General features: G+C 67.4%; 22 protein-coding genes. 11 read left to right on the top strand and 11 right to left on the bottom strand.

The window, feature by feature from the left end; genetic code table 11:
* The first annotated feature begins 34 nt into the window (after nt 1-34).
* Entirely contained in the window at nt 35-505 is a 471-nt protein-coding gene (locus ACIP5Y_RS47295) for a hypothetical protein (RefSeq protein WP_400360392.1), read from the top strand.
* Nucleotides 506-508: 3 nt separating this feature from the next.
* Here the strand turns inward: ACIP5Y_RS47295 and ACIP5Y_RS47290 are convergent, their stop codons facing one another.
* Nucleotides 509-664: a DUF6131 family protein gene (locus ACIP5Y_RS47290; RefSeq protein WP_400360391.1), complete on the bottom strand. Its 156-nt coding sequence runs from the start codon at nt 662-664 to the stop codon at nt 509-511.
* A 126-nt stretch (nt 665-790) separates the two neighbouring features.
* Between ACIP5Y_RS47290 and ACIP5Y_RS47285 the strand changes: the two genes are divergently transcribed.
* A complete protein-coding gene (locus tag ACIP5Y_RS47285) occupies nt 791-1,558 on the top strand; it encodes a 2-phosphosulfolactate phosphatase (protein WP_400360390.1) in 768 nt (255 codons plus the stop codon).
* A gap of 173 nt (nt 1,559-1,731) precedes the next feature.
* Nucleotides 1,732-1,977: a hypothetical protein gene (locus ACIP5Y_RS47280; RefSeq protein WP_400360389.1), complete on the top strand. Its 246-nt coding sequence runs from the start codon at nt 1,732-1,734 to the stop codon at nt 1,975-1,977.
* Nucleotides 1,978-2,088: 111 nt separating this feature from the next.
* Here the strand turns inward: ACIP5Y_RS47280 and ACIP5Y_RS47275 are convergent, their stop codons facing one another.
* Nucleotides 2,089-2,634, bottom strand: coding sequence for a gluconokinase (locus ACIP5Y_RS47275; RefSeq protein WP_400360388.1), 546 nt, complete (start codon nt 2,632-2,634; stop codon nt 2,089-2,091).
* Nucleotides 2,635-2,642: 8 nt separating this feature from the next.
* On the bottom strand, nt 2,643-4,055 hold the full coding sequence (locus tag ACIP5Y_RS47270) for a GntP family permease (RefSeq protein WP_400360387.1): 1,413 nt from the start codon (nt 4,053-4,055) through the stop codon (nt 2,643-2,645).
* Between the two features lie 140 nt (nt 4,056-4,195).
* Here ACIP5Y_RS47270 and ACIP5Y_RS47265 point away from each other — a divergent pair, with 140 nt between their 5' ends.
* Nucleotides 4,196-4,927: a FadR/GntR family transcriptional regulator gene (locus ACIP5Y_RS47265; protein WP_400360496.1), complete on the top strand. Its 732-nt coding sequence runs from the start codon at nt 4,196-4,198 to the stop codon at nt 4,925-4,927.
* Nucleotides 4,928-4,934: 7 nt separating this feature from the next.
* Here the strand turns inward: ACIP5Y_RS47265 and ACIP5Y_RS47260 are convergent, their stop codons facing one another.
* A complete protein-coding gene (locus tag ACIP5Y_RS47260) occupies nt 4,935-5,627 on the bottom strand; it encodes a S1 family peptidase (RefSeq protein ID WP_400360386.1) in 693 nt (230 codons plus the stop codon).
* Between the two features lie 8 nt (nt 5,628-5,635).
* Entirely contained in the window at nt 5,636-6,031 is a 396-nt protein-coding gene (locus ACIP5Y_RS47255) for a hypothetical protein (protein WP_400360385.1), read from the bottom strand.
* A 399-nt stretch (nt 6,032-6,430) separates the two neighbouring features.
* Here ACIP5Y_RS47255 and ACIP5Y_RS47250 point away from each other — a divergent pair, with 399 nt between their 5' ends.
* Together ACIP5Y_RS47250 and ACIP5Y_RS47245 are read left to right on the top strand one after the other, a co-directional pair.
* Nucleotides 6,431-7,603 carry a cytochrome P450 gene (locus ACIP5Y_RS47250; RefSeq protein WP_400360495.1) on the top strand — a complete coding sequence of 391 codons (1,173 nt, stop codon included), beginning with the start codon at nt 6,431-6,433 and terminating at the stop codon, nt 7,601-7,603.
* Between the two features lie 10 nt (nt 7,604-7,613).
* Nucleotides 7,614-8,840, top strand: coding sequence for a cytochrome P450 (locus tag ACIP5Y_RS47245; RefSeq protein ID WP_400360384.1), 1,227 nt, complete (start codon nt 7,614-7,616; stop codon nt 8,838-8,840).
* 63 nt (nt 8,841-8,903) lie between these two features.
* On the opposite strand, the gene ACIP5Y_RS47240 is transcribed toward ACIP5Y_RS47245, so the two are convergent.
* A complete protein-coding gene (locus tag ACIP5Y_RS47240) occupies nt 8,904-9,959 on the bottom strand; it encodes a YeiH family protein (RefSeq protein ID WP_400360383.1) in 1,056 nt (351 codons plus the stop codon).
* Between the two features lie 295 nt (nt 9,960-10,254).
* Between ACIP5Y_RS47240 and ACIP5Y_RS47235 the strand changes: the two genes are divergently transcribed.
* From ACIP5Y_RS47235 to ACIP5Y_RS47225, 3 genes are all read left to right on the top strand, one after another.
* Nucleotides 10,255-11,172 (top strand): LysR family transcriptional regulator, encoded by a 918-nt coding sequence (locus tag ACIP5Y_RS47235; RefSeq protein ID WP_400360382.1) that lies wholly within the window; start codon nt 10,255-10,257, stop codon nt 11,170-11,172.
* Between the two features lie 102 nt (nt 11,173-11,274).
* Complete coding sequence (locus ACIP5Y_RS47230; RefSeq protein WP_400360381.1) at nt 11,275-12,285, top strand: LLM class flavin-dependent oxidoreductase; 1,011 nt, start codon at nt 11,275-11,277, stop codon at nt 12,283-12,285.
* Nucleotides 12,286-12,541: 256 nt separating this feature from the next.
* Nucleotides 12,542-13,378 (top strand): EamA family transporter, encoded by an 837-nt coding sequence (locus tag ACIP5Y_RS47225; protein WP_400360380.1) that lies wholly within the window; start codon nt 12,542-12,544, stop codon nt 13,376-13,378.
* 12 nt (nt 13,379-13,390) lie between these two features.
* On the opposite strand, the gene ACIP5Y_RS47220 is transcribed toward ACIP5Y_RS47225, so the two are convergent.
* Entirely contained in the window at nt 13,391-14,479 is a 1,089-nt protein-coding gene (locus tag ACIP5Y_RS47220) for a dihydrodipicolinate reductase (protein ID WP_400360379.1), read from the bottom strand.
* The gene (locus ACIP5Y_RS47215; RefSeq protein ID WP_400360378.1) at nt 14,476-15,303 is read right to left on the bottom strand and encodes an SDR family oxidoreductase; all 828 of its coding nucleotides are present in this window, start codon (nt 15,301-15,303) and stop codon (nt 14,476-14,478) included. Before ACIP5Y_RS47215 ends, ACIP5Y_RS47220 begins: the two co-directional genes overlap by 4 nt.
* A 95-nt stretch (nt 15,304-15,398) precedes the next feature.
* Here ACIP5Y_RS47215 and ACIP5Y_RS47210 point away from each other — a divergent pair, with 95 nt between their 5' ends.
* Entirely contained in the window at nt 15,399-16,037 is a 639-nt protein-coding gene (locus tag ACIP5Y_RS47210; protein WP_400360377.1) for a TetR/AcrR family transcriptional regulator, read from the top strand.
* Nucleotides 16,038-16,056: 19 nt separating this feature from the next.
* On the opposite strand, the gene ACIP5Y_RS47205 is transcribed toward ACIP5Y_RS47210, so the two are convergent.
* Nucleotides 16,057-17,358, bottom strand: a complete 1,302-nt coding sequence (locus ACIP5Y_RS47205; RefSeq protein WP_400360376.1) for a carotenoid oxygenase family protein — start codon at nt 17,356-17,358, stop codon at nt 16,057-16,059.
* Complete coding sequence (locus tag ACIP5Y_RS47200; protein WP_400360375.1) at nt 17,355-17,960, bottom strand: hypothetical protein; 606 nt, start codon at nt 17,958-17,960, stop codon at nt 17,355-17,357. Before ACIP5Y_RS47200 ends, ACIP5Y_RS47205 begins: the two co-directional genes overlap by 4 nt.
* A 97-nt stretch (nt 17,961-18,057) precedes the next feature.
* On the opposite strand from ACIP5Y_RS47200, the gene ACIP5Y_RS47195 reads away from it, so the two are divergent.
* Nucleotides 18,058-18,582, top strand: a complete 525-nt coding sequence (locus ACIP5Y_RS47195) for a PadR family transcriptional regulator (protein ID WP_400360374.1) — start codon at nt 18,058-18,060, stop codon at nt 18,580-18,582.
* A gap of 48 nt (nt 18,583-18,630) precedes the next feature.
* Here the strand turns inward: ACIP5Y_RS47195 and ACIP5Y_RS47190 are convergent, their stop codons facing one another.
* Nucleotides 18,631-19,038: a hypothetical protein gene (locus ACIP5Y_RS47190; RefSeq protein ID WP_400360373.1), complete on the bottom strand. Its 408-nt coding sequence runs from the start codon at nt 19,036-19,038 to the stop codon at nt 18,631-18,633.
* Nucleotides 19,039-19,408: the final 370 nt, after the last annotated feature.

The following is a 19,408-nucleotide window of genomic DNA, read 5'->3' as shown; positions in this document are numbered from 1 at the left end:
GGCGGCCGGGACGAGTGGCTCTAGCCTCGGTCCGGTGACGAAAGCCCTTCTCGCCATTCATGTGCTGGCGGCGATCATTGCCATCGGCCCGGTCACAGTGGCCGCCAGCATGTATCCGGCCGCCGCGCGGCATGCCACCGGAGTGGACGCGTCCTTGGAGACAGTCCGTGTCCTGCATCGCATCTGCCGCGTCTACGCCTTTCTCGGCCTGGTGGTGCCGGTCGTCGGTTTCGGGTTGGCGCAGAGCATGAATGTGCTAGGCAGTGCGTGGGTGATCACGTCCATCGTGCTCACCGTGGCGGCCGCCCTCATCCTGGGCCTGCTGATACTGCCCGCCCAGGACGCGGTGCTCACCACCCTCACCGGTGCCCGCACGGCGGGCGTCGCGGTTCCCGACCTGCCCACCGCGGCGCGGCTCGCCATGCTGACCGGCATCTTCAACCTGTTGTGGGCGACCGTAACCATCCTGATGATCGTGCGCCCGGGCTCCACAACCGGCGTCTGAGGATCAGTAGTAGTGCCGCCGCCCGCCGATGGCCCGGCCGGTCGCGCCCAGTAGCGCCAGGCCCGCGCCCACGATCAGCAAAATCACCCCGAGCACGACGAGAACATGGAAGCCGACGACAAAGCCGACTACGAGCAAAATGAGGCCGAGGATGATCACGGCAACTCCCTTGTAGTGCTGAAACTGACGTTCCCGCCATTCCCCCTCCGCACCGATTCAAACGGACCCACCAAATGACATGATCAACCCCGCAGCACGGTATCGGTAGCTGGGAGGGTGCAAGACATGTCGTCGATTCCCGAATGGGCACAGCAGATTTCACACGGCGTCCGCATCGACTGGGGCGCGGCAGGTGCGCAGGCCATCGGTCCCGGCAGCGCGGCGCTCGTCGTGATCGACGTACTGTCCTTCACGACCGCAGTCTCGGTGGCAGTCGAAGCGGGCACCCAGGTGCTCCCATATCCCTCCCGCGAGCGATCGGCCGTGGATTTCGCGGCGGCGCATGCCGCGGAACTGGCGGTGGGACGGCGAGCGGTATCCGCCGAACAGCCGTGGTCACTGTCCCCGGCGGCCTTGCGGCGGGCTCCGGCTCCGGCTCGGCTGGTACTGCCCTCACCGAACGGCTCCGCGATTTCGGCCGCGGCGCACGGGATTCCGGTCATCGCGGCCTGCCTGCGCAATGCCGCGGCGGTGGCCGCCTGGATCGTGGGGCAGGGCTGGGGGACCGCCGAACGGCCCGTCTCGGTGATCGCCGCCGGTGAGCACTGGCCGGGCCGGGACGTCCTGCGTCCCGCGGTCGAGGACTACCTCGGGGCGGGTGCGGTCATCACCGCCCTCGCCGAGCGCGGCGCGGGGCCGCTGTCCCCGGAAGCGCTGGCGGCAAAGGCTTGCTATGACGGGTGTGGCGATATCGCGGGGTTGATCGGGGACTGTGCGTCGGGGCGGGAGTTGCGGAGTCAGGGGTTTGCTGATGATGTTGCGGTGGCTGTCGAGGTCGGTGGCAGTGAAAGTGTTCCGGTTCTGGTTGACGGGGCCTTTGGGGATGCGGGCTGAAACCGGTTGGTGTGTTTATACTTTGTCGCCGGAAGTCTTCGGTTCGTTCAATCATCTTCGTGCTATTCCCCGGCCGGCGGTCGGGTGGCTCTGTCTTATCCACAGCAGCGGGACTACGGAGGTAACGGATGAGTGGCATCGGACTCACCTCGAGTCGGCACCAGTACGAATACGTGGGGGAGTTGCTGGAACGCAGAGCGGGCGCTCACAGAGCGGGCGAATACAGAGCCACCCAGGATTATCCGCACGACCGCGGGATTTCCTACACTCGCGAGAATCTCGACTTCCTGAAATACATCCGCAAGGTGATTTTCCCCGGCGGATGTCTCCCGCTTCCCGACAGGACTGTCTTCGATGGCGTCGAACAATTCGCCGAGGCGGCCGGATTCGATGTCATCCAGTTCACGTGTGCGAAGTAGCCGGCAGGCCCGCCCCCTCTACCGGTGGAATGCCGAGAAGAGCGATGCGGTCGATCACCGCGGGATTCGCGAGACTTTCACACACCTGAAGCGTACTGAGCACAGCTGAGATCAGGCCCGGGCCTGGATGGCGGTCAGGGTGGCGGCCGCGACCTCGGCGGGCGGCGGCCCGATCTCGATGCTCACCACATCGTGCTCGTCCGTCGCCGGTGCTTCCAAGGTGTCCAGCTGAGAATCCAGCAGACCCGGTGGCATGAAGTGATCCATGCGCGCAGTGAGGCGGTGCTGCAACAGCTCTCGTGAACCGGTGAGGTGCACGAAGGTCAGCACCGCCTCCGGATGCCCGGTCATGGCCTGCCGCAGGATGTCCCGATAGGAATGCTTGAGCGCCGAGCAGGTGACCAGGCCGGAGCGCCCCGCGGTCACCTCGCCCGACATCCAGCGCGCGATCGCTTCCAGCCAGGGCCGGCGATCGGCGTCGGTGAGGGCATGGCCCGCATGCATTTTGGCGATATTCGCCGGCGGGTGCAGATCATCGCCCTCGAGCAGATCCCAGCCCAGCCGGGTGGCGAGGATCCCCGCGACCGTGGACTTCCCGGACCCGGATACGCCCATGAGCACCACGATCTGCGGACGAGCAGCAGTCTCCGACGACACCGGACCTCCTAGACGATCACGCTGAGCGCCAGCACACCGGCCAGGCCCGCGAGGGAAATCATGCATTCCATGACGGTCCAGGATTTCAGGGTCTGCACCACGTTGATGCGCAGGTACTCCTTCACCATCCAGAACCCGGCATCGTTCACATGCGACAGGAACAGCGAGCCCGCGCCGATGGCCAGCACCATCAGCGACACATGGGAATTGGTGAGGCTCGCGGCCACCGGCGCGAGAATGCCGGAGGCGGTCACGGTCGCGACGGTAGCCGAACCGGTGGCGACCCGGATGAGCGCGGCCACGAACCAGGCCAGCAACAAGACCGGCAGGCTGCTGTCGCGAATGGCATCGGCGATGGTGTCGGCGATCCCGGTATCGACGAGCACCTGCTTGAAACCGCCGCCCGCGCCGACGATCAGCAGAATGCCCGCGATCGGCGGCAGGGCATTGCTCATGGTGGCGGACACGGCTTCCCGGGTCATGCGCCCGCCGCGGCCGAGCACGATCATGCCGACGATGAGCGCGATACCCAGCGCGACCGGCGGCGTGCCGAGCACATCGAGGACCTTCTTCAGCTCGCCGCCGGATTTCGGCGACACCACATCGACGACCGCGCTGCCGAGCATGAGCACCACCGGCAACAGGATGGTGGCCAGCGTAGCGGTGAAGCTGGGCCGCGGCTTCGTCTCCTTTTCGCGGTCCTGCTCGGCCTGATCGGGCGCCGAGAACAGTTCGGGCACCGGCACATTCACCCAGCGGGCGGCGAGCTTGCCGAACAGCGGCCCGGCCAGGATCACCGTCGGTACGGCCACGAGCACGCCCAGTCCGAGCGTGAGGCCCAGGTCGGCCTTCAACGCGGCCACCGCGACGAGCGGTCCGGGATGCGGCGGCACCAGCCCGTGCATGGCGGACAGTCCCGCCAGCGCCGGGATCGCGATCGACATCAGCGGCCGTCGCGAGCGGGTGGCGACCAGCAGGATGACCGGCATCAGCAGCACCACGCCGATCTCGAAGAACATGGGCAGCCCGATGATCGCGCCCACCAGGCCCATCACCCAGGGCAGCGCCCGCGGCCCGGCGCGGCCCACGAGGGTGTCGACGATCTGATCGGCGCCGCCGGAATCGGCGAGCAGTTTGCCGAACATGGCGCCGAAGCCGATGAGGATGCCGACGCTGCCCATCGTGGCGCCGAAGCCCTTGATGAAGGAGGCCACGGTATCGGCCGCGCCGAGCTTGGCGATCAGGCCCACGGTGACCGCGCCGATGGCCAGCGCCAGGAACGGATGCAGTTTCAGCCACGTGATGAGGGCGACGATCAGGGCGATGCCGATGAGCGCCGCGGTGATGAGCTGGGCATTGCCGGCGTGCGGCAGGGCCTTGTCGGCCAGGCTCGGCAGGGCGAGCGGGGTGATGTAGTGCATGACGCTTCTTCGAGTCGGGGTGGAGTGATCCACGGCACTATGTCCGAATATGGAGGACTATATCAAGCCGATCGAAGAATAAGTACTACGTATTGAGCAGGCCGCGACCATACATACGCCGAGTGTGTGAGACTGAACCCATGGTCGAGGGCGCCGACACACGGCAACTGCACGAATCGGTACTGGACCGTCTGGGCTTCGACATCACCAGCGGTGCCATCCCGGCCGCCGCGCGCATCTCCTCCGAGGAGATCTCCGAACGCTTCGGCGTCTCCCGCACGGTCGCCCGTGAAGTCGTGCGGGTCCTCGAATCGCTGGGCATGGTGAGCATCCGCCGCCGCGCCGGCATCACCGTGCTCGATCAGCGCCAATGGCAGGCCTTGGACCCCAAGGTGATTCGCTGGCGACTCGCCGGCCCCGAGCGCTTCGCTCAGCTCGCCTGGCTCGCCGAACTACGGTCGGGCGTCGAACCCCTGGCCGCCCGCCTGGCCGCCACCAATGCCACTCCCGACGAATGCGGCGCGCTCACCGCGGCTGTGGTGGGCATGTCCGCCACCGCCCGCGCCGCCAACAAGGCCGCCTATCTCGGCCACGATGTCGACTTCCACGCCACTCTCCTTGCCGCCTCGGGCAATCCGCTGCTGCAGGTCTTCGCCCCGATCGTGCGCGAGGTGCTGGCCGGCCGGACCGAACACGCCCTCATGCCCGAGCATGCCGATCCGGTCGCCGTCCAGCTGCACATCGACGTGGCGGCGGCGATCGGAGCCCGCGATGCCGCCGCCGCGGAGGCCGCCATGCGGGAGATAGTCCTCGAATCCGCAACGGCCGTGGCCGATCTGCAGACCGCGGTGCAGCCCGGTACGCAGCGCTGACGCCGCGTCAGATGGGCTGATACCCCGTCCCCGGCCCGCCGGTCGCGTCGATCGAGGAGAGGATCTGATCGATCGGCCGGTAATAGGTGGGGGAGTGAATGGGGAATGCGGCCGTCACACAAGGGATGTCGAGGGTGAGCGCGCCGTACCCGATGAGTCCGCCCTGCAGCATCCCCACGAGCCGGTCGCCCGAGGTGATCGGCCCACCGGAATCGCCATGGTTGGAACAGGTCTGGCCGAGATCGATGTCCTCGAGCGGCCCCCAGTTCACGCTGCAATTGAAACCGGTGGTGCGGCCGTCACTGCAAATCTGGGCGCCGGGTCCGGGCACGGGCGCGGTGCCCGCGATGGTGGTGGCCCCGATGGTGCGCACCGGCACCACCTTGTCCGGCTCGAATTCGATGACGGCGTAGTCGAGTCCGTCATCGGCGGCGGTGATGGTGCCGACGGGTCCGGCGAAGCGATCCTTCTCGGCGGAGACCAGGGTGCCCGCGGGACCGCAGTGCCCGGCCGTGAGGCCGACGAGGCGGCCCGCATTGTCATGGCCGATGGTGGTGAGCGAGCAGACGGAGTGATTGCTGAGGATGATGCCCGAGCCCCCGCCGAGTGTGACGGGGGTGGCCGCGTGTGCGGTGGCGGTGCCGACGAGAGTGGCGGCGCCGGCCGTCGCGGTAAGAGCGAGTACGGTGCGGAGCTTCATGATTCGGGTCACCAGTCCTGGACGATGCCGACCTGACCGCCGGGTGTGTACGGGTTCGAGGGGTCGAGCAGGAACAGTCCGACCGTGCCGCCCGGATGCGAGGCGGCTTCGCCGATGATCTGGGCGTCGGAGGCGAAGACCCCGTTCTCGTCGGCCGGGATGGTGGAGTCGTCCTCGAGCCAGATGACGTGTCCCTGTGGCGGTACCGCGGCGTCGATGAGGTTGGGAATCGGGCTGTTGGCGATCGCGGCGGTCTCTCCCGGGTTGAGCCAGACGCCCGTGGCTCCGAAGTCCGGATCCGAGACGGGCTGGAATGCGGCGGCGGTACCCGCGTCGAGCACGGTGAGGGCGGCGGCGGTGGCGACGAGGCCGGTGGCAGCGGTGAAGAGGGTACGGGTGCGCATGACGAGACTCCTTACGGATGGAAGATGTCACCTCGGGAATTGGGTGGCAGGTTTCGCGGATCCCCCGATCCAGCGAACTTTGAGCAAATCGTGTGATTCGAGGATTCTGGATCAGGCGTCCAGAAGGAAGGGGATTGTGACCGCGACCACGGCCTGTCGCTGAACCGTTACCTGCCTGATCGGACCGACTGGTCGGCGAGGGTGCGGGACCCCCGCCGCGACGCCCGCGACCTGCATACGTTTCACAAAAGAAGTGCGTGTGCTGCGGTGCTGCTAGTGTGCGAAGCGTCGAAATGACCGGTCCGGCCGGACTGCTCGATGAAAACTGTTCCTCGGTAGGGAGTTTCGTTCTTGCACCCGACAGGCTCTTACGCGCCCTACAACCAGTGCCCGCGAATCATGTTGGGCACCCCGGAGTTTGCCGCCGACCCGCACGCCGCCTACCGGGAGATGCGCCGGCAGCACGGTTCCATGGTGCCGATCGACCTGGCCCCCGACGTGCCCGCCACGCTGGTTGTCGACTACCGCACCGCGGTCCGAATCCTCAACGATCCGGAACACTTTCCGGCCGACCCGCGCATCTGGCAGCAGGGCATCGCCGAGGATTCCCCCATCCGCCCGATGATGCAGTGGTACCCGAACGCCCTGCGCAATGCCGGCGCCGAACACGTGCGCTACCGCCAGGCCTACACCGCCGCCATCGACGGAATCGACCTGCATGCACTGCATTCCACCGTCGAGGCCATCGCCGCGCCGGTGATCGGGTCCTTCGCGGCCGAGGGCGGCGCCGACCTGATCTCGCAGTACGCCCTGCCGCTGGTCTTCGAGACGCTCAATCGGATGGTCGGCTGTTCAATGGAATTGGGGCAGCGGGTCGCCACCGGTATGGCCGCGCTGTTCGACACCGTGAACGCCGCCTGGGGTATGCAGACGCTCAGTGAGGCGCTGCTGGAACTGATCGCCCTGCGCCGCGTCGAACCCGGCGACGACGTCACCTCGCGCATGGCGCACCACCCGGCGAATCTCAATGACGAGGAGATGCTGTACCAGCTGGTCAGCTTCTACGGCGCCGGTCTGGAGCCGATGCAGAACCTCATCGCCAACGCGCTGCTGCTCATGCTCACCGATGAACGCTTCGGCGGAGATGTGCTGGGCGGCAGCCTGTCCACCCGCGACGCCCTGGACGAGGTGCTCTTCAACGACCCGCCGATGGCCAACTTCGCCATCAGCTACCCGCGCCAGCCGATCCTCATCGACAGCACCTGGCTGCCCGCGCATCAGCCGGTGCTGGTCTCCTTCGCCGCGTGCAACAACGATCCCGCCATCGCCGGCGGCGACCGCACCGGCAACCGCTCGCATCTGGCCTGGTCCGCGGGCCCGCACGCCTGCCCGGCCCGTTCGGTGGCCTACCTGGTGGCGCAGAACGCGATCGATCAGCTGCTGGACGCGCTGCCCGATCTGGAGCTGGCCGTCCCGAAGGACGAGATCGGCTGGCGGCCCGGGCCTTTCCACCGTGCGATGGTGGCGTTGCCGGTGCGCTTCCCGACTTCTTCCGCGTTGAACATGCACTAAGGAGACGCTGATGTCACAAGAACCGATCGTCCTGGATCCCTCCGGCACCGATATCCAGGGCGAGTCGGCCCGGATTCGCGCGCGCGGACCGGTTGCCCTGGTGGAACTTCCGGGCGGCGTACCCGCATGGTCGGTCACCGATCAGGCCGTGCTGAAGGACCTGCTGGCCGGCCCCCGCGTCTCGAAGGACCCGCGCCAGCACTGGTCGGCCTTCATCAACGGCGAGATCACCGAGGCCTGGCCGCTGCTGCCGTGGGTCGCGGTCGACAATATGTTCACCGCCTACGGCGGCGACCACCGGCGGCTGCGAAAGCTGGTGTCCCCGGCCTTCACCCACCGCCGCACCACCGTCATGCAGGACCGCGTCAACGAGATCGTCACCGAACTGCTCGACGAGCTGGCAGTCCTGCCCGCCGGCGAGGTCGTCGACCTGCGCGCCCGCTACTGCTACCCGGTGCCGATCCGCGTGATCAGCGAATTGATGGGCGTGCCTCCACATCTGGGCCCCGATATGCACCGCTGCGTCGACGGCTTCTTCGACGGCTCGTTCACCGCCGAGCAGGCCCAAGCGAACTATGTCGAAATGTACGGCCTGGTGGGGCAACTCGTGGCCTACCGTCGCGACAACCCGGGCGACGATGTCACCAGCGTGCTCATCGCGACCCGTGACGACGACGGCTCGGCGCTGACCGAGAAGGAACTCGTCGACACCCTGATGCTGGTCATCAATGCCGGGCACGAGACCACCGTGAACCTGCTGGATCAGGCCATCACCGCGCTGCTCACCCATCCGGGGCAGCTGGCCGAGGTGACCGGCGAGCAGGTGCCGTGGTCCGATGTCATCGAGGAATCGCTGCGCTACCAGGCGCCGGTCGCGCACCTGCCGCTGCGATATGCGGTGGAGGACATCGAGATCGGCGACCAGATCATCACCAAGGGTGAGGCGATTCTCGCCTCCTACGCCGGGGCCAGCCGCGATCCGCAGCTGCACGGCGACACCACCGACGAGTTCGACATCCACCGCAAGACCAAGGAACAGCACGTGGCCTTCGGCTACGGCGCGCACCACTGCCTGGGCGCACCGCTGGCCCGCATGGAGGCGACCACCGCGCTGCCCGCCCTGTTCGGGCGCTTCCCGGGGCTGCGCTTCGCCGTCGACCCGAGCGAGCTGACCCCGATCGGCAGCTTCATCTCCAATGGGCACATCGCGTTGCCGGTGTACCTGAACGCCGAATAGCCACAGACACTTACGGAGTCGGCCACCGAGCACCGGTGGCCGACTCCGTTCGTATTTGCGGACTCAGCGCCAGCCGGTGGCCGACTGCAGAGCGAGACTACCGACGGCCAAGGTGACGGACAGGATCCCGCCGAACAGCAGCGGACGCGTCCCCGCGCGGCGGATCTGCGCCCACGTCAGCGAGGTGCCGATGCCGACCAGCGCCGCCGCGATGAGCCAGCCGCCGGCCAGCGAGATATCGGAATGCCACGACGCCGGAATCGCACCGGTTCCGGCGATCACCGACGCGATGAGGAACAACAACACGAACACCGGAACGATCTTGTGCACCGAGAGCCGTTCGCTCCCCGGCTCGGCCGTGCGCCGCCGTTGCATATGCAGGCCCAGACACATCGGGACGATCATCAGGCTGCGCGCCAGCTTCACGATCACCGCGAAATGCGCTGCGGCCGCACCGAAGATCACCCCGGCGGCCAGCACCGAGGACGTGTCGTTGATCGCGGTCCCCGCCCACAGACCGAAAGCGTCCTGCGACATGCCCAGCAGCCGTCCGACCGGCGGGAACGCCAGCACGGCAACGACATTGAACACGAAGATGGTGGCCAGCGCGTAGCCGACGGTATCGCGGCGCGGCCGCATGACCGCCGTGGCCGCGGCAATCGCCGACGCCCCACAGATGGTGGTGCCCACCGCGACCAGCGTGGCCGATTCGGCATCCAGGGCGAGCATCCTGCCCACCGCGAACGCGGCGATCGCTCCGATCGCCAGCGTCCCGATCAGCACCGGAGCCGTCCGATTCCCGACGGCGAGCACCGCACTCACCGGCAGCCCGAGCCCGAGCATCACAATCGCGACCTGCAGCAACCGCTGTCGCGCGAACGCGAGCCCGGGCGCGAACGGGCCGTCCTCGCGAAAGGCCTTCCCGCCGACCGCCGCCACGATCGCGCCCGCGACCAATCCGAGTACGGGCGCCCCCACGACGGGTAATACCCGCCCGAGCACGGTGGCGAGAGTTGCGAGGGCCGCGGCGAGAGCCACGCCCGGAAGGTACGAGCGCATGGTGCACACGATCTCCTGTGACCGCGGCCACGAGTAGCCACCGATCTCGAAAGGACTCATAAACCGGAGTTATGAGTCCGCGAGCCGGGCGGCGAGCGGTTGCCACCGCACCGACCGGACCCGCGGCGCGTCGCCGAAACGGTAACCGGGGGCGCCGGCGGAGTTGGTTCCACAGCGGGACCCGGGTTGACACCGCAAGTGGTGACCGGGCCGCCTGCGGGGAAACCGGCTGGGTGGTACGTGCGGGCGGATCAGGCTCCGGCGGCGGGTCCGGCCGGGCACGGTGTGCGCCCGACCGGTCGATCGCACGGGTACCGGCTGGCGCGATCGACCGCGCGCCTGCTAATCAGGACTTATGCCATTGCCGCCCGGAACACCCGACCTCGAGGCGCTCGATCTGCTCGTCTCGGTCGCGGATCTGGGGAGTCTCGGCGCGGCGGCCCGGCGTCACGGCATCAGCCAGCCCGCGGCCAGCATGCGGATTCGCGCGCTCGAACGGCGGCTGCGCCTGCACGTGCTCGAGCGCGGACCGAACGGATCCGTCCTCACCGATGCGGGCCGGACCGTCGTGACCCATGCGCGCGCGGTGCTGGCTGCGGCTGCGGCGCTGGTGGAAGGCGTTGCCGAAGTACGTAATGCCGGGGCATCGCGGTTGCGCATCGCGGCGTCGAAAACGATTGCCGACTACCGGATTCCGCACTGGCTGGCGGCACTGCGGGCGGTGCAGCCGCAGGTGTCGGTGGCGCTGGAGGTCGAGAACTCCTGCCAGGTGGCCGAATTGGTGCGTTCGGGTGGTGCGGATCTGGGCTTCGTCGAAGGGCCGCATCTGCCCGACGGGCTCAGTGGCCGTGAACTGGGCTCCGATGACCTGGTGATCGTGGTCGGGGCCGGCCATCCGTGGGCGACCCGCAAGCGTGCGGTGTCGCTGCGGGAACTCTCCGAAACGCCGCTGCTGTGGCGGGAATCCGGTTCCGGGACCCGGGACACCCTGTGGGAGGTGCTGGACGATTACGGTGTGCCGGCCGCACCGGCAGCCGAACTCGGCTCGGCGGTCGCGATCCTCGCCGCCGTCCGGGCCGGTGTCGCCCCGGCCGTACTGAGCCGTCTCGTCGCCGGTCCGGATCTGCGCACAGGTGCGGTGCACGAGGTCCCGCTGGCCGATGCCACCGTGTTCAGCCGGCAGTTCCGGGCGGTCTGGCGTCCGGGCGCGCCCCCGGAAGGTCCCGCCGAACTGCTGGTCGACTGCGCCGCCCGCATCGAATCGTCGCGGTGACGCCCGCCCGGAGACGGTCAGGAATCGGCCGGGAATGCCACCGGGGTTGTATGCGCTGTCATAGATTGAAATTGCTCGCTCACCATTGAAAGGCTGCGCCGCATGCCCATCGCGCTTTCCATCCTCGACCTGGCGACCATCGCCCCCGGCCAGTCGGCGCGGGAGAGTTTCGCCAACAGCGTGGTACTGGCGCAGGCCGCGGAGCGCAGCGGCTATCGGCGGGTCTGGTATGCCGAGCACCACAATATGGATTCGATCGCCTCGAGTGCGACCAGCGTGGTCATCGGGCACGTGGCCGAGCACACCAAAACGATTCGACTGGGCGCCGGCGGGATCATGCTGCCCAACCATTCGCCGCTGGTGATCGCCGAACAGTTCGGCACCCTCGAAACGCTGTTCCCCGGCCGCATCGATCTCGGCCTGGGCCGCGCGCCCGGCAGTGACCAGAAGACCATGTACGCGCTGCGCCGCGATAACGCCTCCGCCGACAGCTTCCCGCAGGATGTGCTGGAACTGCAGGGCTTTCTGAGCGGAAATTCGCGCATACCGGGTGTGCAGGCCGTCCCGCGCGCGGAAGGCATTGTGCCGCTCTACATTCTGGGATCATCGCTGTTCGGCGCCCAGCTCGCCGCACATCTGGGCCTGCCGTACGCGTTCGCCTCGCACTTCGCGCCGGGCGCCTTGCACGAGGCCGTCGCCGTCTACCGTGACAAGTTCCAGCCCTCCGAGCAGCTGGCCGAGCCGTACGTGATCGCCGGAGTCAATGTGTTCGCGGCGGACGATCACGAGGTGGCCGCCGAACACCGCGCCATCGCCTACCGGGACCGTGCCCGCCGGATGATCCAGCGCGGTCCGGGGCAGCACGATTTCAGCGATGACGAGATCGATGCGTTCCTCGCCTCGCCCAACGGCGCGCAGCTCTCGTCCATGACCAAGTACACCGCCGTCGGCACACCGGAGGAAATCGGCTCGTACCTGACCGATTTCGCGGATTCGATCGGCGCCGACGAGCTCATCACCGCGCACTACGCACAGCGGATCGAGGACCGGATCCACTCGGTGGAGCTCACCGCCCGGGCCGTCGCGCAGGTCGCGGATCCTGCTGTCCGCTGAGGGTGTTACGGTGGCGTACGAGATCGTGCATAGGGTTCCGTACGCATACCGCCCGCGAGACAACACAATCAGGTACTGCGTGGACTGGTCCGAGCTGCACCTAGGCGCTTCCCCCATGGGAAGCGCCGACATCTGAAGGGACAAAAGCCTGGAGGACTCTCATCGGCATGCCCTGGCTACCCGGGGAAGTTGACTGGAGTTCCTCGCAATGGGTGTTGTCACCGCCTCGGCCGCTCTGGATTCGCAATCAATACCGGTGTCGGTTCTGCTCGCCACACTCGGCGCGGCATGTCTGCACGCGACGTGGAATGCCATCGCGCACTGGATTCCCGACAAGACGGTGTCGTTCACGCTGGTGAACCTGGGCAGCATGCTGTGTGCGGTGCCGTTGATATGTCTTGCCGCCCCGCCGAATCCACGGAGCTGGATCTGGCTGGGCGCCTCGGCGGTACTGCATCTGGCCTACAACGGCCTGCTGATGGCGTCGTATCGGCTCGGTGATCTGAGCCAGACGTATCCGCTGGCCCGGGGAACTTCACCGCTCGCGGTGACGATCGTCGCGGCAATCTTCCTGAGGGAGTTACCGAGTGCGGGCCAGATCGCCGGTGTACTGCTGATTTCCGGGGGACTGGCCTTGCTGGTGTTCTGGGGCTATCACACGCGGCCCGCATCGCCGGCGGCGATCCGGACCGCGGTGGGCACCGGCCTGATGATCGCGGCCTACACCACCGTCGATGGCGTGGGCGTGCGCGGGGCGGACAGCACCCTCGGGTATATCGGCTGGCTGATGTTGCTCGGCGAGTTCGGGGTTCCGGTGCTCGCGGTCGCCCAGCGAGGGCGCGGACTCTGGAAGGACTTGCGGCCGTACCTGATTCTCGGACTGTCCGGCGGACTGTTCAGCGTGCTCGGCTACGGCCTGATCCTGTGGGCGCAGACGCGCGGCGGCCTGGCCGATATCGCCGCGCTCCGCGAGTCCAGCATCATCATCGGCGCATTGATCGGGGCCCTGCTGTTCAAGGAGGGTTTCGGCCGCGCCCGGATCATCGCCACCTGCGCGGTCGCCGCAGGCATCGCCGTGATGTATCTGCGGTAACCGTGCGGTGATTCAGCGAATGGTGCCGACGCCCGGGATGAGGGGCAGGTCCAGTGCGGTGACCCAGCCCGGTGGCAGATCGTTCACCGCGGGAACGGCATTGAGGGCGCGCATGCCGGTGGCGAGGCAGCCCGCCACGGCGGGGGTGCGGCCGGAACCGTCGGTGAATCGGAACGAGGTCTCTTGTGAGATCGATGGGGAGCCGAGGATGTCCACACGGTAGACGTCGTCGCGGGTGCCCGCGGGCCAGTCCGGGGCGGCGTCGAGGCCGATGCGGTTGACGTGTTCCAGGGTGATGACCTCACGGCCCTGGTGGATGCCGTTGATGGTGAAGCGGATCGCGGCGACGGTGCCCGCCTTGACGATGCCCTTGGCCGATTCACGGTCCTCGGGGGTCACCCATTTGTCCCAGGTGGTGGTGATGTCGTCGAGTTCGATCCCGGCGGCGCGGGCGATCATCGGCACCGTCGGGCCCCACGCCATGATCAGCACGTCCGGATATTCCAGCAGCGCTTTGAATTCCGGTGGATGGCCGATGCCCATCTCGAATTCGTAGTCGCCCTCGTAATCGGTGTAGTCGAGCAGTTCCGAGGCGCGCACCGACTGCACCTCGCCGCACAGGCCCATGAGGGTCAGCGGGAACAGGTCATTGGCGAAGCCGGGATCGATACCGGTGGTGAAACAGGAGGCGCCGCCCTCGACACAGGCATCAGTGATGGGATCGCGCCACACGCTGGGCAGTTTGTCCATGGCGGGGTAGACCCACGGGGTCATGGCGGTGGAGCACACATCGATGCCCGCGCGCAGGAACGCGCCGATGACCCGCATGTTCTCGTCGGCGAACTGGGCGGTGGGCCCGTAGTGCACGACGGCGTCCGGGCGCAGCGCGATCAGCTCGTCGACCGAATCCGTGGCGAGCACACCGGTTTTCGCTGCGCCGCAGAGGTCACCGGCGTCCTTGCCGACCTTGTCGGGATTGCTCACGCCGACGCCGACCAGTTCGAAACGCGGGTGGCGCAGGATCTCCGCCAGCACCATGGAGCCGACGACTCCGGTGCCCCACAGGACGATTCGTTTCTGCACGTGTACTCCTGCACTCATCGGTGGAACTCGCCGCAGTCGACGGTGAGCATCTGGCCGGTGACGGCCGTCGCCAGGTCGCTGGCCAGGAAGAGCGTGGCCCGCGCGACCTCCTCGGGCCCGGCCAGTCGCTGCAGATCCGTGGGCGCGGCCTTCTGGCGGTAGATGTCCTCGTGCGTGACGCCCGCCTGGCTCGCCAGCCAGTCGAAGTAGGCCTTGTTGATGTCCTCGTAGACATACGAGGGCGCGACGCTGTTGACGCGGATACCGCGCGGGCCCAGCTCGGTGGCCAGTGACGAAGCCAGATGCTGCAGTGCGCCTTTGGAGAGCTTGTACCCGGAGTACTCCGGCTGCGAGCTGTAGGACACGCACGAGTTGAGCATGATGATCGAGCCGCGGGACTGTGCGAGCGCGTCGGCGAACAGGGTTGAAAGCCGCAGCGGCGCAAACACATTGGTCTCGTTCACGGTGCGGAGATGCTCGAGCTCGATCTGGGTGATCGGATGCATCGGCGGAATCGCGAAGGCATTGTTGATCAGGCAGTCGACCCGGCCGAATTCGGCGAGCGTGCGTTCGACCACGGACCGGCGCTGTTCCTCGTCGGTGATGTCGGCGGGCGCGACCAGTACGGTGCGGCCGTATTCGCGCACCTCGCCGGCCATTTTCTCGAGCTTCTTCTCGGTGCGGCTGACCAGCACCAGGTCCGCGCCCATGCGGGCCGCCTCGATGCTGAGCGAATGGCCCAGGCCGGGCCCGACGCCCGACAGCACGATGACCTTGTCCTGCAGCAATGGCACCGGCTGATAGGTCTCGGCGGGTGCGGTGAGGTGCGGGGCAGCAGACACGATTTCTCCTCGGGTCCCCAGCAGTTACAGACTGTAACGACTATTGATGTGACAGACTGTAACGACTCCACCTCGCGCTGACAAGGACGGATTTCGTGACCGAACGCCCCCGCCTGGGCCCGCGCCGCGACCCCGCGGTGGACAGTGCCGTACTCGACGCCGCCCGCAGCCTGCTCGTCGAAAAGGGTTATGCCGCAACCTCGATCGACGCCATCGCCGTCCGCGCGGGGGTCAGCCGCCCGGCCATCTACCGCCGCTGGCCCTCCAAGGCCCACCTGGTGGCGAAGGCAGTCTTCCCCGATGTCGGCTCCGAAGTGGTCGCCCCCGACCTGCTGGGCGAGATCCGCAAGGTCATCCGCGGCACCATCCAGCTCTTCGGCTCGGCCGAAACCCGCGCCGCCATGCCCGGCCTCATGGCCGAGATGCGCGGTGACCCCAGCCTCTACGCCAAACTGTCCGCCCGCCTGGACACCCCCACCCGCCGCGAACTCGCCGACTACCTCCCCTCCGACGGCGAACCCACCCGCCCGGGCCTGGACCCGGACACCCTCCTCGACACCATCGCCGGCGCCGCCCTGTTCGCCATGTGCATCCGCGATATCGACGACCTCGACGGCTTCGCCGCCTCCCTCGAGGACCTGCTGCTCTACGGAATCCTCGGGTCACAACAGCGAACCGGCGACCGGAACGGGGTGGCCGAGCCACCCGCGGACCGATCGCCGGTCGAATCCTGACGGCGCTGTCGGAAGCAGATCAGTTGTCGGCGAGCCAGCTGCCGTGGAAGCCGAACGGCACACGTTGGGGCAGATGGATCGTGGCCACCGGTTTCGCGGTGAGATCGGTGGCATCGACGATGACCAGATCGCTGCGGTCGGTAGCGGCGTCGTAGACGTAGGTCATGAGATAGCCGGGGCCGCCGGGGTTTCCGTCGGCCGGGGCGAAGCAGGCCTCGGAAGGAATTCTGCCGGGGCCGAAGTCGTGGGTGATGCTCGCACCGGTGGTCAGGTCGTAGCGGATGAGGGCGCCCGCGTCCTTACCTGCGACCGTCACGTGGCCGAAGCCGGCGTTCTGACCGACGAGGCGTTCGTCGACGCGGGGGAATTCGGCCGCGCGATCGTCGACCTGCTCTTCACGCACGGCGCCGGTGACGAGATCGATGGTCCAGCGCCAGAGGCTGGCCTTCTCCTCTTCCTGCGCATCCTTGCGCCACAGGCTGGCATAGCGCATGACGTACAGCACGATTCGGCCCGGCTCGTCGTGAGCGTTGAGGGGATGGAAGACGTAGCAGGGATCGATATCGAACCAGCGGACCTCGCCGTAGGGGTCGTCGCGGCGCAGTACGCCGAGGCGGGCCTGGTAGGTATCGCTCCACCGGAAGGGCATGCCGGCACCGGCTTGCGCGGTCTCCAGGTCGAAAAGCACCGGGAGATCCATGAATACGACGTGCTCGGCGGTCAGATTGAAGTCGTGGATCATCGACGCCGCGGGCACCTCGATATCGCGGCTGACTTCGAGATCGCCTGCGGCATCGGCGCGATGGTAGGTCAGGTAGGGCTCGACCACGTCGTAGCCGAAGAAGTGCAGCTCCCCGGTGATCGGGCAGGTCTTGGGGTGCGCGGTCATGGCCGTGCGGAGTTTGCCGTCGAAGTCGTGCGGGCCCAGAGTGTCCAGGTCGCAGGTCAATTCGTACGGGAAGGACGATTCGACCAGGGCGAGAATGCGTCCGGCGTGCCGGATGACGTGGGTATTGGCCAGGCCCGCGGTGAGATCGCGGTGGCCCTCGGCATCGCGGCCGGGATCGCCGTTCAGGAAGGTGCTGGTGCGGACCCAGCGGTTGCGGTAGGACACCGCGCGCCCGTTCTGGATGCGGACGCCGTGCACCATGCCGTCACCGAGGAACCAGTGCGTGGAGGCGGCGGCGTGCGGGTTCGGGCCGTTGCGCAGGTACCAGCCGGCGAGTTCGGGCGGGATCTGCCCGGTGACCGGTAGCTCGATGGCGGTGATCTCGTCCAGGACCGGCGCGTAGTTGCCGGTGAGGTAGGAGGGGACGTTCATGCGTCGTACCTGTTCTGTTCGAGGTGATCGGACGGCCGGGCCGGATCGGCCGGCTGGGCGAGCAGGGTCCGCGCCTTGGCCTGGATGTAGGCGACGTAGCGCAGGGTGAAGACCACCGGGATGACGAAGGCCAGTACCTGCACGATGGTGCGCGGGCCCTGGTCGTGTGCGAGGAAGGCCAGTGCGACACAGCCGATGGCGAAGCTGGCGGTCCACACCGAGGTGAGGATGTAGGCCGTCCTGATGAAGAGCGGGTTGTCCCAGAGCTCTTGCGGCGTGGTCTGTTTGGCGATGGGCAGGGTGAACGGCACGCGCACGGCCAGCGAGATGCCGGCGATGAGCGCGAGCACACCCGAGGACAGCGCCGGAGTGTAGGCGTGCAGGGCGGTATCGGGATCCGCGAAGGCGAGCACCGTGAGCGCGGCGAAGAACACGCCGGATCCGATGTCGATGATCAGGGCCTCGGGACGCTGTCCGGCGCGGAGTTGCTGGGCGATGCCCGCCAGCGAGATGCAGAGGGCGATGAGGGCCGACCACTCCCAATAGTGTGTGGGGATGATCGCGTAGACGATCCAGGGGGCGAAAGTGCGGAGATACATCATTTCCGGGAGCTCCTCCACGGCGACATTCCAGTTCTGACATGTCGAAGCTTGAACCTCAGTTCTCGACATGTCAATACTGGAATGTAGACTCAGGGGTATGAGCCTCCGATACGCGCTGCTGGGACTGCTGTCTTCCAAACCCGCCAGCGGCTACGACCTGCTGGGTCGGTTCAAGGAGTCACTGGGGAACGTGTGGCCTGCCACCCAGAGCCAGATCTACACCGAGCTCACCAAGCTCGCCGACGACGCGCTGATCGCCGTCACCGACGAGGGCCCGCGCGGGCGCAAGGAGTACACGATCACCGACGCGGGCCACGAAAGCCTGCGCACCTGGCTGGAGACCACCAAACCGAAGCCGCGCACCCGCAACGAGATGCTGCTGCGCGTGTTCTTCCTCGGCGAGCTGTCGCCGGCGGCCGCCCACGAATACCTGGCCGGCATCGAGGAGACCGCTGCCAAGTCCCTCGCCGAACTGAACGCGCTGAAGGAATCCATCGACTGGAACGACGACGACTTCTCCCGCTACGGGAGGATCGCCCTGGAGTGGGGTGAGCGCATGTTCGCCATGAATCAGGAGTGGGCGCAATGGGCGCTCGCGCAACTACCGCAACGCGAACACTGAGCGGCAACGCGAACGCCCACGCCGATCACGCCGGATCGGGCGAGCCGATCACGCCAGGCTGACCAGCTTGTTCTGACCGGTCACCACATTGTCGTTCTGATCGACCAGCGCGGCGCGGATCTGCACCTGCTGACCGGCCTGCAGCGGCGACCCACCCGCGGTGGTGGTCAGCACGACGGTCGCGGTGTGCTGGGAGCCGTCACAGGTGAGGCCGTTCTGCCCGCCCGTTGCCGAGGGACCCGCCGCGGTGGGCTCGCCGACCATGACCTGCACGCTGGTCGCGCCCGAGCCGGCATCGCAGCTGTATCCGACGGCGACCGCGTCGGACGCCACATTCGTGACGTCGATGGCATTGTCGGCCAGCGCAGGAGCCGCGGTGAACCCCAGGGCCACGCACCCCGCCACGGCGGTCAGAGCGAGGGTCGCGCCGCGCCGGCGAATTCGAATGGTTCGCATGGTTTTTCGTTCCTCCTGTGTTGCGGACGATTTCCTGCGTGCTGATACGTCGAAGAAATGCAGCGCTGAACAGGGCGAGAAACGCGCGCGGCCAGACCGCGCGGCATGTTCCATCCTGCCCGCGGCGTCCCGCCTCGCGTGGGAAAACGCCGTGATTGGCGCGTCGCGCGGTGGCGATTCGGTGGCAAACCGACCCCCGGTGTGCGGGACTGAGATCGTCAGCTATCCTTGATTGCGGCGCTGAGCATGCTCGCGCCTGCGTCGTAGATCGCAATCATTTCGCGACCAGCCCCAGCTGCGTGGCAACGCATTTCTAACGGCGATCGATTTTGCCCATCGGCAATCTCGCCACACGTGCCCTCGGCGCGGA

Source organism: Nocardia sp. NPDC088792 (assembly GCF_044750615.1).
Classification (GTDB): domain Bacteria; phylum Actinomycetota; class Actinomycetes; order Mycobacteriales; family Mycobacteriaceae; genus Nocardia.
The sequence above is the reverse complement of the archived record's forward strand: the minus strand, read 5'-3'. Positions and strand labels throughout refer to the sequence as shown.

Bases quoted from the DNA above. Each gene is read 5' to 3' on its own strand.
- ACIP5Y_RS47230 (WP_400360381.1), top strand. From the start codon at position 11,275: ATGCCCATCGCGCTTTCCATCCTCGACCTGGCGACCATCGCCCCCGGC.
- ACIP5Y_RS47250 (WP_400360495.1), top strand. From the start codon at position 6,431: ATGTTGGGCACCCCGGAGTTTGCCGCCGACCCGCACGCCGCCTACCGG.
- ACIP5Y_RS47195 (WP_400360374.1), top strand. From the start codon at position 18,058: ATGAGCCTCCGATACGCGCTGCTGGGACTGCTGTCTTCCAAACCCGCC.
- ACIP5Y_RS47265 (WP_400360496.1), top strand. From the start codon at position 4,196: ATGGTCGAGGGCGCCGACACACGGCAACTGCACGAATCGGTACTGGAC.
- ACIP5Y_RS47260 (WP_400360386.1), bottom strand. From the start codon at position 5,627: ATGAAGCTCCGCACCGTACTCGCTCTTACCGCGACGGCCGGCGCCGCC.
- ACIP5Y_RS47255 (WP_400360385.1), bottom strand. From the start codon at position 6,031: ATGCGCACCCGTACCCTCTTCACCGCTGCCACCGGCCTCGTCGCCACC.
- ACIP5Y_RS47240 (WP_400360383.1), bottom strand. From the start codon at position 9,959: ATGAGTCCTTTCGAGATCGGTGGCTACTCGTGGCCGCGGTCACAGGAG.
- ACIP5Y_RS47220 (WP_400360379.1), bottom strand. From the start codon at position 14,479: ATGAGTGCAGGAGTACACGTGCAGAAACGAATCGTCCTGTGGGGCACC.
- ACIP5Y_RS47245 (WP_400360384.1), top strand. From the start codon at position 7,614: ATGTCACAAGAACCGATCGTCCTGGATCCCTCCGGCACCGATATCCAG.
- ACIP5Y_RS47190 (WP_400360373.1), bottom strand. From the start codon at position 19,038: ATGCGAACCATTCGAATTCGCCGGCGCGGCGCGACCCTCGCTCTGACC.
- ACIP5Y_RS47205 (WP_400360376.1), bottom strand. From the start codon at position 17,358: ATGAACGTCCCCTCCTACCTCACCGGCAACTACGCGCCGGTCCTGGAC.
- ACIP5Y_RS47270 (WP_400360387.1), bottom strand. From the start codon at position 4,055: ATGCACTACATCACCCCGCTCGCCCTGCCGAGCCTGGCCGACAAGGCC.
- ACIP5Y_RS47200 (WP_400360375.1), bottom strand. From the start codon at position 17,960: ATGATGTATCTCCGCACTTTCGCCCCCTGGATCGTCTACGCGATCATC.
- ACIP5Y_RS47235 (WP_400360382.1), top strand. From the start codon at position 10,255: ATGCCATTGCCGCCCGGAACACCCGACCTCGAGGCGCTCGATCTGCTC.
- ACIP5Y_RS47285 (WP_400360390.1), top strand. From the start codon at position 791: ATGTCGTCGATTCCCGAATGGGCACAGCAGATTTCACACGGCGTCCGC.